This window comes from Bifidobacterium sp. ESL0800 (assembly GCF_029395355.1).
In the GTDB taxonomy this organism is placed as follows: Bacteria; Actinomycetota; Actinomycetes; order Actinomycetales; family Bifidobacteriaceae; genus Bifidobacterium.
On sequence record NZ_CP113913.1, the window covers coordinates 1,248,465 to 1,262,462 of the forward strand.

The 13,998-nt window shown below is 60.3% G+C and carries 8 protein-coding genes; 4 read left to right on the forward strand and 4 right to left on the reverse strand.

Annotated elements, in window-relative coordinates; genetic code table 11:
- The 4 genes from OZX75_RS05050 (at position 1) to OZX75_RS05065 (ending at position 4,510) form a co-directional block, all read left to right on the forward strand.
- Positions 1–936, forward strand: coding sequence for a hydroxyethylthiazole kinase (locus tag OZX75_RS05050; protein ID WP_277145592.1), 936 nt, complete (start codon positions 1–3; stop codon positions 934–936).
- 49 nt (positions 937–985) lie between these two features.
- Positions 986–1,723, forward strand: coding sequence for a thiamine phosphate synthase (locus OZX75_RS05055; RefSeq protein WP_277145593.1), 738 nt, complete (start codon positions 986–988; stop codon positions 1,721–1,723).
- A gap of 1 nt (position 1,724) precedes the next feature.
- Positions 1,725–2,618 carry a bifunctional hydroxymethylpyrimidine kinase/phosphomethylpyrimidine kinase gene (thiD, locus tag OZX75_RS05060; RefSeq protein WP_277145594.1) on the forward strand — a complete coding sequence of 298 codons (894 nt, stop codon included), beginning with the start codon at positions 1,725–1,727 and terminating at the stop codon, positions 2,616–2,618.
- A gap of 74 nt (positions 2,619–2,692) precedes the next feature.
- Positions 2,693–4,510, forward strand: coding sequence for a bifunctional hydroxymethylpyrimidine kinase/phosphomethylpyrimidine kinase (locus tag OZX75_RS05065; protein ID WP_277145595.1), 1,818 nt, complete (start codon positions 2,693–2,695; stop codon positions 4,508–4,510).
- Positions 4,511–4,521: 11 nt separating this feature from the next.
- On the opposite strand, the gene OZX75_RS05070 is transcribed toward OZX75_RS05065, so the two are convergent.
- From OZX75_RS05070 to OZX75_RS05085, 4 genes are all read right to left on the reverse strand, one after another.
- Entirely contained in the window at positions 4,522–8,034 is a 3,513-nt protein-coding gene (locus OZX75_RS05070) for an ABC transporter permease (protein ID WP_277145596.1), read from the reverse strand.
- 5 nt (positions 8,035–8,039) lie between these two features.
- Positions 8,040–8,741, reverse strand: coding sequence for an ABC transporter ATP-binding protein (locus OZX75_RS05075; protein ID WP_277145597.1), 702 nt, complete (start codon positions 8,739–8,741; stop codon positions 8,040–8,042).
- A 135-nt stretch (positions 8,742–8,876) separates the two neighbouring features.
- Entirely contained in the window at positions 8,877–11,051 is a 2,175-nt protein-coding gene (locus OZX75_RS05080) for a GTP-binding protein (RefSeq protein ID WP_277145598.1), read from the reverse strand.
- 440 nt (positions 11,052–11,491) lie between these two features.
- The gene (locus tag OZX75_RS05085; RefSeq protein WP_277145599.1) at positions 11,492–13,948 is read right to left on the reverse strand and encodes a heavy metal translocating P-type ATPase; all 2,457 of its coding nucleotides are present in this window, start codon (positions 13,946–13,948) and stop codon (positions 11,492–11,494) included.
- Between the last annotated feature and the right edge of the window lie 50 nt (positions 13,949–13,998).

A 13,998-nucleotide genomic window follows, 5' to 3' on the forward strand; every position in this document is an offset into this window, starting at 1 on the left:
ATGGTCAATGACGCATACTCATCATCAAACAACAATCTCGGCAATCTCAAGGATCTGGCGGCGGACGACCCGTTGCGTTCGAATATCCGCAAGGCCGCGCAAACCGTGCGCGACACCACGCCGCTGGCACAGTCCTTCACCAACTTCGTGACCATCAACCTCGTGGCCAACGCGCAGCTGGCGGCGGGCGGCACCGCGGCGATGAGCTTCCTGCCCGATGACATCGCGGGCGGCGAGGCGGCGAGCGGGGCCAGCTACATCAACGTGGGCACGCTGCTGCCGTTCTACAAGGATGCGTTGAAAGCGATCACCGAGAAATTCCACGCCGATCACCATCGTTGGGTGCTCGACCCGGTGGCTGCGGGAATGGGAACCACGCGCACCGCCATTTTGAAATCGTTCAAGGCGGTGCCTCCGACCATCATCCGCGGCAACGCTTCTGAAGTCATCAAACTGCGCGAGATGTGGGAGCTGCCGATGAGCGAAGATGCTACAGCTGCGACTGACAGCGCTGCACAGCAATCGAGCGGGCCGGTCGGTGTGGAATCCGCCGACGACGTCGAAGCGGCTGAAGCCTCGGCCAAGGCACTGGCCCGGTTCATCGCCAAGTCCGACGCTCAGGGCCAAGGCGCGGTGGCTGTTTCCGGCGAAACCGACCTCGTCACCGACGGCGAACACACCTATCGTCTGCCCGGCGGCAGCGCGATGATGACCAAGATCACCGGAGCCGGCTGCTCGCTGGGCGGTGTGACCGCGACCTATCTGGCCGTCGCCGACCCGCTGACCGCAGCCCTCGCCGCAAGCGCCCTCTATAACCGCGCCAGCGAAACCGGTGAGTCCAATTCACACGGTCCGGGTTCCTTCCAGGTCGCTTTCTTGGACGGCCTCTGGTCGACCACGCCCGCGCAGATCGCCGCTTCGCCGATTCTGTCCTGAATACACCACACAGCGTATTACTTGACCACAAAGAATCGAGCCAATCATCATGACTGTCAACAATCCATCATTCGCCTCCATGCGCAAGCACTTCGACCTGAGTTCCTACCTCGTGCTCGGCCCGGCGGACACCAAATCGCGGCCCGTTCCCGACATCGTGCGACAGGCGCTGGCCGGCGGCATCACTTTCCTCCAGATCCGCGTCAAACCGGGTGACGCCAGGGATATCGTCGAAATCGCGCGACAGAGCGCTGAGGTCATCGCCCAGGCCGGCGCGTCCGAAACCGTCCCGCTGGTCATCGACGACCGCGTCGACGCGGCCTGGCAATGCCGCGATACCGGCATCAAGGTCGACGGCGTGCATATCGGGCAGGACGACATGAACCCGGTCGAAGCGCGCAAGCTGCTCGGACCGGACGCCATCATCGGGTTGAGCTGCAAGGTGCTCGACGAAGTCAAAGCCGCCAACGCGCTTCCCGACGGCACCATCGACTACATCGGCGCGGGGCCGCTGCATCCAAGCACCACCAAGCCAGACTGCATCGTCATCGGCGCCGATCACCAGCGCCACACGCAGGACACCGAATCCATCAACGCGCTGTGCCATGAATCGAACTACCCCATCGTCGTGGGCGGCGGCGTGAAGCTGGAAGACCTGCCGGAGCTGGCACAGACCGAGGCCGCCGGCTGGTTCGTCGTCTCGGCCATTGCCGGCGCCGACGACCCGCACGCCGTTGCCCGGGCCATGGTGGACTCGTGGAACGCCGCACGCGCCAAGCGCCTCTGAGATGTCGCAGCGTACAACGCAAAGCGCTTCCGGCGTTCACTCTTATCAACTGCCGACGGTGCTCTCCATCGCAGGCAGCGATTCGTCTGGCGGGGCCGGCATCCAGGCCGACCTCAAGACGTTCATGGCCTGCGACGTCTACGGGATGAGCGCCATCACCTCGATCACCGCGCAAAACACCACGGGTGTGCGAGCCTCTGCCGCCACGTCGCCGGAGCTGTTGGCCGAGCAGATCAATATCGTTTTCGAGGACATCCGGCCCGACGCCGTCAAAATCGGCATGGTGCCCAGCGCCGAGCTCATCGAGGTCATCGCCGATCGACTCCGACACTTCAATGCCACCAACATCGTGGTCGACCCGGTGATGATCGCTTCCAGCGGCGAGAGGTTGAGCAGCAAGGCCTCGGTCGACGCATTGTGCACGAAGCTTCTGCCGCTGGCCACCCTAGTGACACCGAACATCCCCGAAGCCGAAACCATCGCGAATCTCGGGACCCGACCAGTTCGCGATTGCGACACCACGCCAACGCACGAGCTCATCATCAGCGACGAAGCGAGCACCATCACTGCTGCCCGTACCATCTGCGAGTGCTGTGGCGGCTGTGCGGTGCTCATCAAAGGCGGGCACCGGCGCGGCGCAGCCAACGACCTGCTGTTCGACAACGGCGAGCACACGTGGTTCCGTCACACCCGCATCGCCAACCCCAACACGCACGGCACCGGCTGCACGCTTTCCAGCGCCATCGCCGCAGGACTGGCCAAAGGCGAATCGTTGACCGAGGCCGTACAAAACGCCAAGGACTACCTGACCGGTTGCATCGCCGCCGGCCTCGACCTCGGAGCCGGCTCGGGACCGATGGACCATGCGTGGAAATGGCACGACAACCAAAACTAGACAGAGAGTACCAGACAATCAACGATACTGCTCGTTATACTCATTGCAATCGAATTCGGGAGCATTCAGAACCATTGGATACCAATAATACGACAACCACATGCAACAACGATTCACAACAGGACATCGCCAAGCTGCTGAACATGCAGCAACGTTACGACAAGAACCTCGGCGTGACCCTGCCTTCCCGCCTACGCGTGCTTTCCATCGAAGGTTCCGACCCGATCGGTGGGGCGGGCACGATGGCGGATATGAAGGCGTTCACCGCGCAAGGCGTCTTCGGCTATGCGGCGATGACCAGCATCTTGGCGCAGAACACGCGAGGCGTCACCGACATCGTCAACGTCGAGCCGTCGTTCCTGCTCGCCCAGCTCAAGGCCGTAAGCGACGACGCCGATATCGATGCCATGAAAGTCGGGATGCTGGGCACACCGGAATTGGTCGATACCGTACGAAAATGGCTGGAAGCGCTGCTGCACGATTATGAGGTCCACGGCAAACGCCGGCCCACAATCGTGCTTGATCCGGTGATGTACGCCAAGTCCGGCGACCGTCTGCTCACCTGCGAGGCCGAAGCGGCATTGACCACCTTGATTCCGCTGGCCGACATCATCACGCCGAATGCGATGGAACTGGCCGCTCTCGACGCGATGAGCCATGAGACGAAATTAGACAGTGACAGTGCCCACGATAAAACTGCCGGAAACAAGCCTTCAGATACCACCATTCCTCCCGATACACCAGTCAAAACCAAACACCATGTTCCGGTTCCTCATGCCCCCAAATCCTACGAAGACATGGAACAGCTGGCGACATCCGTGGCCATCCACTTCGGCGTCGCCGTCTACGCCAAGGGCGGGGCTCTGGCATTGAACGGCAGTGCGGAATGCACCGATATCCTTGCGGTTCCGGCACCGTGCGGCGAAACCGGCACAAACGACACAACGACAACCGATCAGCCGACCGGACCCGTTTCGAAGCAGCCGGCGGTATCGGTAACCGTCACCCGCATCGAAGGCGCAGCCGTTCGCACCCGCAACGTGCACGGCACCGGCGATACGCTTTCCAGCACGTTGGCGGCTTTGCGCCCACAATGCGCCGACTGGATTGAAACCGCAAAACGCGCCAAGGCGTGGATGACCGGTGCCATCGCCGCCGCCGACAACCTGCACGTCGGCCACGGCCACGGACCCGTGGATTTCACCTGGCAGCACTCCCCCACCGGACTGAGCTTCACCGAGGATTACTGGCGTCGCTCTACCGAAATCCGCGAGCGCATCGCCACCATGCCGTTCCTCGAGCGCATGCTCGACACAACGCTGGAACTCGAGGATTTCTCGTTCTACCTGCATCAGGACGATATCTACCTGACCGACTACACCTCGTTGCTGGCCCTGGCGAGCAGCCGGGCCGACGATCCGCACGAACGCGCCTTCTTCGCCGACGCCGCTTCGTACGGCCTGGAGGAAGGGCTGACGTTCCATCGACAATGGTATCGGGAGCACGGTTTCAGCACCGAGCGCGCACCGATGAGCGAGACGACCGCCGCCTATCTCGGTCACGAACACCGCTTCACCGACACCGGTTCCTACTCCGCGCTGGCCGCCGTTCTCATGCCTTGCTATTGGGTCTATTCCGTGGTCGGCCAGGAAATGCAGGCACAGGTCCGCGAGCGCCGACTCGACCTCGACCACCATCCCTACGGCCTGTGGATCGGCATGTACGCCGACCCCGGTTTCGCCTCACGCACGCTCGAGGAACTGCGTATCTGCGACAGGCTGGCGGCCGACTCGTCCATGGCCGATTACCGCCGGATGATGGACGCCGCCCTAGGCTCGACCAAACACGAATACCGCTTCTTCAATCAGGCCTTGACCCGCCACAGCCGTTAACCGGCTCGTTTTCAGTCGACGGACTTCAGCGCCTCAAGCATGTCAAGACGTTTAAGTTTGGTGCTGACAAACCATCCCAGCGCGGCGGTGATGAGCCCGACCACGACCACCGGCACCACGAACGGAAGCCAGCCGATCGACGGGTCGAACATCACGTCGTCCGGCGGGACAGCGGTGATGATGTAACGGTGCAGCCACGCGCCGAAGCCGTAGCCGACGACGATGCCGAGCGCCGAAAGCAGGATGGTTTCGCGGTAGATGTACATCGTGGTCTCGCCGTTGTAGAAGCCCAGCACCTTGATGGTCGACAGCTCGCGGACGCGCTCGGAGACGTTGAGGTTGGTGAGGTTGTAGAGGATGACCACGCCGAGCATGGTCGCCACGATGATGAGCACCCACATGATCTGGTTCAAGGCCTTGACCACCACGTCGATCTGGTGCATCAGGGTCGTGTTCTGCACCACACCTTGGATGCCGCCCAAGCGCATGAACGAGGCCGCCTGCCGCTTGGTGTTGTCCATGCTCCCATCCTTGAGCGTGACCATATAGGCATTGGTCTGGTAGCGTTGCCCGAAGACGGAACGATAGGCCGACGGACTCATCACCATAAAATGGCCGAGATACATCTCGCAGATGCCGGTGACCTTGACACGGTAGGTCTTGCCCGCGCTGTTCTGGAAGTCGATGGTATCGCCCTTTTTGGCGTGCACGAGGTTCGCAAAGCGTTCGGAAATCACGGCCCCGTTCTTCTCGAGTGAAAGCGGGTGGTGGCCACGGCGCGTGTTGAGTTTGATGTAATCGTCGAAGGTTGCGGTATCGCGCGGTACGAGCATCGTGACGGATTGCTTGTCGCCATTGCGTCCGGCGACCTTGCTCACCGATTCGTAGTGGACCGGCAACGAACGCTTGATGTCGGACTTCTCAAGACGGCTGTCGATGGCCTTGCTTTGCTGGTCGGTGACGTGGGCATTCTCAGCCGCAATGAGGTTGTAATGCATCACGCCGCCGAACTGGTGCTCGTTGATACCGGAGATCGAACCCTGCACCGCGAATCCTGCCGTCAGGAGCGCCACCGAACCACACACGCCGAAGATGGTCATGAACATGCGCTGCTTATAACGGAAGATGTTGCGTGCGGTCACCTTGTGAGTGAAGTTCAGGCGGTTCCAGATAAGGGGAATGCGTTCCAGCAGGATCTTGGACCCGGCGCTCGGCGGTTTTGGCAGCATGAGCGCGGCCGGCCGTTCCTTCAGCTCGCGAGCGGCGCTCCAGACCGCGGGCACCACGGCGCTCAGCATGGCCAGCACAAAGGCAAGCAACGTGACCTGCCAGTGGAATCCGAGGCGGATAATCGGCACGTTGAAGCCGACCTTGTAGGCGTTGTAGACGATCATCGGCAGGAGCGTATGTCCGGCGAAGATGCCGATTGCCGCACCCAGAATCGAGGCGATGAAACCGTAGACGACGAATTTCTTCATCACATCGCGGTCGGAATAGCCCAGCCCTTTGAGCGTGCCGGCGTTGATACGCTCTTCGTCGACGAAACGGGTCATCGTGGTGAACGTGACCAGCGCCGCGACCAGATACATGAAGTACGGGAAGATGCGCGACAGCGAATCGACGATCACGGAAATCGAATCGTAGATCTTGTAGCCGTCGGCCCCGGGGGTCTCGCGCTTGGAATCCACGGAATAGACCGGCTCGTCCACGGCGTTCAACATCGCGGTGGCATCGTCGAGCTTGCGCTCGGCGGCTTTGATCTTCGATTTCGCGCCGGGCTCGGCCTGGTCGAACTGGGCCTTTTTGGCGTTGTATTCGCCGGTTTTATCGCTCAGTTGCGTCTGCGCGGCGTCGATCTGCGCTTTGGCCTGCTGCCGCCTGGCTGCCAACTGTTGCTGGGACTGCTGGACCTTGGACCGGGCCTGTGCAAGCTGTGCGGCAGCCTGATCGAGCTTTGTCTTGGCCGCCGCAAGTTGCTGTTGTTTTTGGGCAAGCTGGGTATTTCCGGCATCCGCCTGGGCTCGTTTGGCGTTGAGCTGGGCCTGCGCCGCCTGAATCTGAGCAAGACCGGGATTGTAGGTGCCGTTGATGAAGGCATCGCGACCCTGCGTCGCCTCCGCGTATTTCTGCGCGATGACCTGGGCTTGGGATTGGAGCTGCTGCAATTGCGCATTGAGTTGGGTGAGCTGGGCTTGCAATGCGTCGTGCTCGGCACCGGAAAGTGAAGGAAGCTGAGCATTGCCGACGGCAATCTGCTGTTGCAACGCGGCTATACCCTGCGTGACCTTCTGTTGTGCGGCTATAACCTGCGCGACCGCATCATCAGCTTGCTTCTTGCCCGCCTCGAGCTTGGCCGAGTTCCCGTCAATCTGCGACTGCCCGGCTTTCAGCTGCGCGTAGGCATCGCTGACCTGCTGGCTCGCCGCCGCAATCTGCGCAGCCCCCGAATCATACTGCGCTTTGTTGGTATCGTATTCCCTCTGTCCCTGCGCAATCTTGGCTTGGGCTGCGGCGATCTGCTGCTGCGCCGACGCGACCTGCGTGGCCAGCTGCTGCTGGGAATCGGCCAGCTGCTGATTGCCGTTGTCAAGTTGAGTTTTCGCGTCGCTCAATTGCCGCCGAGCGCCTTCGAGCTGCGCTTTGGCGTCGTTGACCTGCTTTCGTCCGGTATTGATCTGCGGTTTGACCTGTTTCTCAATGGCCTGCCGCCGCACCTTGGGACGTCCGGCAAGAATCCGGTCAAGCGCCTTTTTATGCACTTGCAACGCATCGTTATAGGCGGCGGAATAGTGGTCGCGCATATGGTCGAGGTCGGTATAGGTCAGCCTGGCCATCATATAGTCGTCGGATTTGAACGCGCCCGGCGTCACCACCGCGTACCCGTCCAGCGAACCGGAGCCGGAGGTCGAAGGACCGCTGTTCACGTGACTCAGGATCTCGGTGGAATCCACGACCCCCACGACCTTGAAGCTGTCGTGACGCAGGACCTTACGGCCCAAGGCATCCGCCTTTTCGCTGATATGCATTGTGGAACCGATGGGGTATCGGCTTTGGTGCGCCGAGTCGACGGCCACTTCACGCGGCGTCTTCGGCATACGGCCATTCACCAGATGGTAGGTCGAGACCTCTTTGGGCGCCGAAAGCACGCGGATGCTCTCGTCACTGCCCCGCACGACGACGTCCTTGAGGTACCCGTATTCGATACGCGAGGCGCCGGGAGCCTTGTCGATCTGCTGTCGGTCGGCCTTGTCGAGTCCGTAGCTGGAGATGACGCTCAGGTCGGCCAGATGATGTTCGGCGAAATAGGCGTTGCCGGTGTCACGCATATCAGGCCCGGAGACCGTAAGCCCGACCAACGCGAAGGAACCCAAGGCCACCAGGCAGACGATGGAGAAGAAACGGCCTTTTGATTTGGAAAACGACTGCCAGATATCGTGCCAAAGCATCCGTTTGGAACCGCGGAATCGTACGGTGTCAGGGCTTTCCTGCCTTGACCTCGAACGCCTCGTGTATTTATCTGTCATACCCCTCACCATTCGATGTCGTTGATGTCGGCCGGAGCTGCGTGTTCTTCGATGGACTGCACCCGGGCGTCGCGCATGTGGATGACGCGGTCGGCAATGGGCGCGATGGCGGCGTTATGGGTGACGATGATGACGGTCGAACCGAGCGCACGCGACTGGTCCTGCAGGATGCGCAGCACCTGTTTGCCGGTGTTGTAATCCAACGCTCCGGTCGGTTCGTCGCACAGGAGAATCTTCGGTTTCTTGGCCACGGCGCGGGCGATGGCCACGCGCTGCTGCTCACCGCCGGAAAGCTGGGCCGGGAAATTGTCAAGCCGGTTTTCGAGCCCGACGTCGATGAGCGTCTGGGTCGGGTCGGCGGCATTCGGCACGATTTCGGCGGAAAGCTCGACGTTTTCGCGCGCCGTGAGGTTGGAGACAAGATTGTAGAACTGGAAGACGAAGCCGACGTCATAACGGCGGTAGGTCGTCAGCTGTCGGGCGTCATATTGCGCGATGTCGTTGCCGTCGACGATCACCTGACCGGCGTCGCAGGTGTCCATCCCGCCCAAAATATTGAGCAATGTCGATTTTCCGGCACCTGAGGCGCCAAGGATGACCACCAGCTCACCCTGGTTGATGGAAAAGGTCACGTCGTGGTTCGCATAAATGGCGGTATCCCCGGTTTTATATTGCTTCGTCTCGCCCCGCACGTCGATATATGACATTTCTCGTCCTCCACGCTTCATTCCGCGGTCGCCGATAACGGTCAAAACCGCGTTTCCCTATCGATAATAACGACCTGCGGGGATGAGGTGTGTCATCGTGAAATCGTTAGAAAATCAACAAAAATATGTCTAGTTTCAGCCTTGAAGCACTTGACCGAGATGCGCGAAATCGGGGACCTTGTTCCATTTGACCGCGTAGCCGGCGCCGTGGGCGCAGAAGACGGAATCGGGCGTGTTTTCAAGATCGGTTTCCGGGTCATAGCCGGTTTGTTTGATGATTTCGTCGGCATTATGGCAAGGTCGATAACCGGCGAAAACACAGGTCAACGAGCCTTGGCCGTGGGTGTAGGCATTGACTTCCATCGCATAATCGCGCATCTCGCTAACCGGGGCAGCACCTTCCAGCTCGGCGTAATCGCCGTCGGATCGCGGAGCGTCGAACGTACCGCTCATTCGCTGGATATCGGCCATCGCACGGCCCAACAAGTCCTGCAGCACCGCGAGACGGAAGCTGTAGAACGGTTCCAGAAGTTGGCACTTGCCCGCCGTCTTGAGCTCCATCAGGCCTTGACGCACCGCACGGTAGGTCGCCTCGCGGAAGTCGCCGCCTTCGGTATGCTTCTCGTGGCCGCGGCCGGCAATCAGCGATATCGTCATATCCGTGATTGGCGAACCGGTGAGGACGCCGAGGTGTTCCTTTTCACGCAAGTGGGCCAGAATCGCGCGCTGCCAGTTGCGGTCGAGGTCGTCAAGGCTGCAGCGGGACTCGAAATGCATGCCGCTGCCGCGCTCGCCCGGCTCAAGTTCCAGATGGACTTCGGCATAGTGACGCAACGGCTCAAAATGGCCAATTCCTTCAATCGGCGCGGTGATGGTCTCGCGATAAAGAATGCCGCCCGTATCGAAATGGACGTCAATACCGAAACGGTCGTGCATCATCTGGGTGATGATCTCAATCTGCACAGCGCCCATCAGCTGCACATGAATCTCGCCGAGCCGCGACACCCAGCGCACGCCCAGCGCCGGATCCTCGTCTTGGAGCGTACGCAACGCCACCAGTATCCTGTGCAACTGTGGCGTAACCTCAGCGGGCTTGGAGAGTTGCTGGGTTGATGACGAATCGTCGTTCGGTGTTTCGTCGACATGGTTTTGCGACTCGGCGTCTGCTCCCGCCTTGCCCGGCAAAACCGTGTAGGTCAACACCGGTTGAAGCACGGACTCCCCAGCGTCAGTCTCGCTTCCCAGGCCCTCGCCCGGGAAGGTTTTCGTCAAGCCGGTTACCGCGCATACGTCGCCAGCTGCGACTTCGTCGACCAGCTCGAATTTGGCCCCGGAATACCGCCGAATCTGATCGACCTTCTCCTGCCAGATTTCAGTTTCGGGCAATCCATTATCAGATTGAGCACCATTGTTCTTGCTCTGATTACCGCTCATAGATTTGCCGGACGAGTGAGCGCCGGCATGCTTATCGGCATTTTCTGGTTTCCCAAAATCATCATCACGCTTGTTGGTCAGCGTTTCCTTCACCTTGAGAGCACCACCGGTGACCTTGAGCCAAGTGAGGCGATTGCCCTGCCCGTCATGCGAGATCTTATAGACGCGAGCGCCAAACACACTCGGATAATTTTTCCGCTGCGTGAACCGTTCGAGCCCGGCAAGGAACTCGTCGATACCTTCGAGCTTCAGCGCCGACCCGGAATAGCAAGGAAAAATCCGGCGCTCGGCGACCATCGAACGCAAGGTGTCATCCGAAATTTTGCCGTCGTCCAAAAGCTCGTCCATCGCCGTGCCACTCTCGTCAAGCAACGCGACCTCTTCTTGCTTTCCCGGTTCAGCGTCGCCTTGAAAATCGACACAACCTTCGGCAAACCGCTGTTGCATCTGCCCGATCAGCCCTGCTTTATCGGCTCCGGCGGCATCCATTTTGTTGATGAAGATAAACGTTGGTACGTTATAGCGCGCCAGCAGGCGCCACAACGTTTCGGTATAGCCCTGCAGCCCGTCATTCGCACCGACCACGAGAATCGCGTAGTCCAGCACGGTGAGCGTCCGTTCCATTTCGGCCGAGAAATCAACGTGTCCAGGCGTGTCGAGCAGGGTGAATTCGAAATCACCTTGACGCAAAATGGCCTGCTTGGAGAAGATGGTGATGCCGCGTCGTTTCTCCATCGCGTCGGTGTCGAGGAACGCGTCGCCGTGGTCGACCCGCCCAAGCTTGCGTATCTCTCCGGTGCGATAGAGCATCGCCTCGCACAGCGTGGTCTTCCCCGCGTCCACATGCGCCGCAATTCCCACCACCGCTCGTCTCATTCGTTGCCCCTATTCAATATTTCGACCGTCTATCCAAGACCAATCATAAAACGAACCTTGCTTTAGCCGCCAAACAGACAATATGAAACGGGCATGGTGAAGCGGGCCAAAAGAATTTGGAAAGAAAGAACAAGCGACGTCGCTTCACCACACAACCTGCGGATTCCCAGTCCTCCAGTAAAACCGGATACCCGTAATTTTCAGCGAAAGACAAGAGACAAGGCCTTCATCGAATCACTGATTACAGTGTACACGCCCCGATTGTCTTTTGCGACTTTTTTATAAATAATTGTCCCGAAATATATGAAACCAATCTTCCTTGCCGGAAACAGCAATAAGCGCCCACACTGACCGCGTAGTCATCAAACGTCATTTCCTTAACACACGAAAAGAAGTCAGGACTTGGCCAGAGCGCGGGCGCTATATACCGGTTTCGACTTTCAGCCGACGTATTTGGCCGGGTCGGCGGCGAAGTTGTCGACGCAGCCCTGGCTGCAGAAGTAGTAGGTCTTGCCGTTGTAATCCTGGCTGCCGGCGGCCGTCTTCGGGTCGATCATCATGCCGCAGACCGGATCCTTGACGGCGCTCGCGCCGCTGTTCATATTCATATCCATAGTGGTTCCTTCTTTCGCTTTCGCGGGTTGGTTGTTCTTGTTATGCGACGCATCCTCAGATGCGCCAACAGATTTTGAAGTGTCTTTGAGCTCGACGTGGCGGTCACGCAGCTTGAAGGCGAAACGACGCGGCTTGACCGCCTCCGGGTCGAAACCACGCAGACGGTTGGCGTTCAGGACCACGGAAAGCGAGGAGAATGCCATCGCGGCCCCGGCGATCATCGGGTTCAACATGATGTGCCAGAGCGGATAGAGGATGCCGGCGGCGATGGGGATGCCGATACCGTTGTAGCCGAAGGCGAAACCGAGGTTCTGCTTGATGTTGCGCATGGCTGCGCGCGAGAGGTCGACGGCCGCCACGAGTCCGGTGAGACTGCCGGACACCAGTGTGATGTCGGAGGATTCGATGGCTACATCGGTGCCGGTGCCGATGGCAAAACCGACATCGGCGGCCGCGAGTGCCGGGGCGTCGTTGATGCCGTCGCCGACCATGCCGACCATGTGCCCTTCATTCTGCAAGCGCACGATCTCGGCGGCCTTGCGTTCCGGGCGCACGCCGGCGATGACACGATCAACGCCGACCTCGTTGGCCATGGCGGTGGCGGTCGCTTGGTTGTCGCCGGTCAGCATGACCACCTGCAACCCACGCTGACGCAACGCCGCGATGGCCTTGGCCGAATCCGGTTTGACGGTATCCGCCACCGCGAGCACGGCGACCGATTTTCCATCCACAGCGGCCAGAATCGGCGTCTTGCCTTTTCGGGCATAATCGGCGAACATCGTTTGGGCCTTGCGTGATGACGACATATCGATTTGTCGGGCTTTCATCAATTCCTCATTGCCGACGACGACATCGCGGCCTTCGACTTTCGCCACCACTCCGTTGCCCGGCACGGCCTCAAACGAATCCGCCTTCGGCACTTCCAGCTTGCGGCGCCGGGCACCCTTGACGATGGCCTGCGCGAGCGGGTGTTCGGAGACCTGCTCGGCTCCAGCAATCAAAGAAAGCAGATGCTCTTGATGCGTCTTTTCACCTGTCCTATCGTTCTCGTCTGTCCCGTCGTTATCGTTTTCGGCTGGCGAACCCCCAATCCAGCCGATATCGGTCAGCTCTGGCGTACCACGCGTGATGGTACCGGTCTTGTCGAGCACGACGGTGTCGACGTCGCGCGCGGTCTGCAGCGCCTCGGCGGAGCGGATGAGCACGCCGTAACGTGCGGCCTTGCCGGTGGAGATTGTCACGGAAAGCGGGGTGGCGATGCCGAGCGCACACGGGCAGGCGATGACCAGCACGGCCACGGCGGAGACCAGTCCGTAAAGGCCTTGCGGCGCCGGGCCCAGCAGCCACCAGACGACGAAGGTCCAGATGGCGATGAGGATGACGCCCGGCACGAAGTAGCCGGAAATCCTGTCGGCGAGCTTTTGGATCGGCGCCTTTGAGGTCTGGGCGGTGCGCACGAGCTTGATAATCTGCGCCAGCACGGTGTCGCGGCCGACCTTGGTGGCCCGGTAGCGGAGCGTCCCGTTGCCGTTGATGGTCGCACCGGTGACGCTATCGCCAACGCCTTTGGCAACGGGCATGGATTCGCCGGTAATCATGGATTCGTCGACGGAGCTGCGGCCGTCGATGACCTCGCCATCCACCGGCAGCTGCTCCCCCGGCTTGATGACGACGATATCGCCGACCTTGACCTGCTCGGCGTCGATGTCCAGCTGAATGCCATCGCGTTCAACGTGCGCCCGCTTGGGCGTGAGGTTGATGAGCGCGCGGATCGATTCACCCGTGCCGAGCCGGGCGTGCGCCTCGAAAAGCTGGCCCAGCAGCATCAGCGTGATGATGGTACCGACGGATTCGTAATATGGATCGCGCGCGCTCGGCGGCAGAATACCTGGAGCGATGGTGACCACGACGCTATAAATGTAGGACGCGGCGGTGCCCAGCGCCACCAGCGAGTTCATCTCCGGGGCTCGGTGAGCGAGCGCCAGCCAGCCGGTGCGGTGAATCGGCCAGCCGGAATAGAACATGACCGGGGTGATGAACACGAGCTCGACCCACGGATTGGTAAAGATTTCGATAACCCCCATCGGCACGAACGCCTTCAACCACATACCGAACATGGCGAAGACGAACACCGGAATCGTCAGCACTGCGGCGACGATAAGCCGGCGTTGAAGCGTCTTGATCTCGCGCTTGCGCTCGGCATCCGGATCGGCACCGTTCTGCCCGTTTTCGGCGCCGTTGGCCCCTGGCTGCCCCACGGTCTGGTTACGCACTTGGCTCATATCTGCTCCGTCTCATTTCCGTACTATCCGTAGTTGTCAATATTCCCGCC

What these genes read in the sequence shown, in the direction of transcription:
- OZX75_RS05050 (WP_277145592.1), top strand. Translation starts at nt 1, where the DNA reads ATGGTCAATGACGCATACTCATCATCAAACAACAATCTCGGCAATCTC.
- OZX75_RS05055 (WP_277145593.1), top strand. Translation starts at nt 986, where the DNA reads ATGACTGTCAACAATCCATCATTCGCCTCCATGCGCAAGCACTTCGAC.
- thiD (WP_277145594.1), top strand. Translation starts at nt 1,725, where the DNA reads ATGTCGCAGCGTACAACGCAAAGCGCTTCCGGCGTTCACTCTTATCAA.
- OZX75_RS05070 (WP_277145596.1), bottom strand. Translation starts at nt 8,034, where the DNA reads ATGACAGATAAATACACGAGGCGTTCGAGGTCAAGGCAGGAAAGCCCT.
- OZX75_RS05075 (WP_277145597.1), bottom strand. Translation starts at nt 8,741, where the DNA reads ATGTCATATATCGACGTGCGGGGCGAGACGAAGCAATATAAAACCGGG.
- OZX75_RS05080 (WP_277145598.1), bottom strand. Translation starts at nt 11,051, where the DNA reads ATGAGACGAGCGGTGGTGGGAATTGCGGCGCATGTGGACGCGGGGAAG.
- OZX75_RS05085 (WP_277145599.1), bottom strand. Translation starts at nt 13,948, where the DNA reads ATGAGCCAAGTGCGTAACCAGACCGTGGGGCAGCCAGGGGCCAACGGC.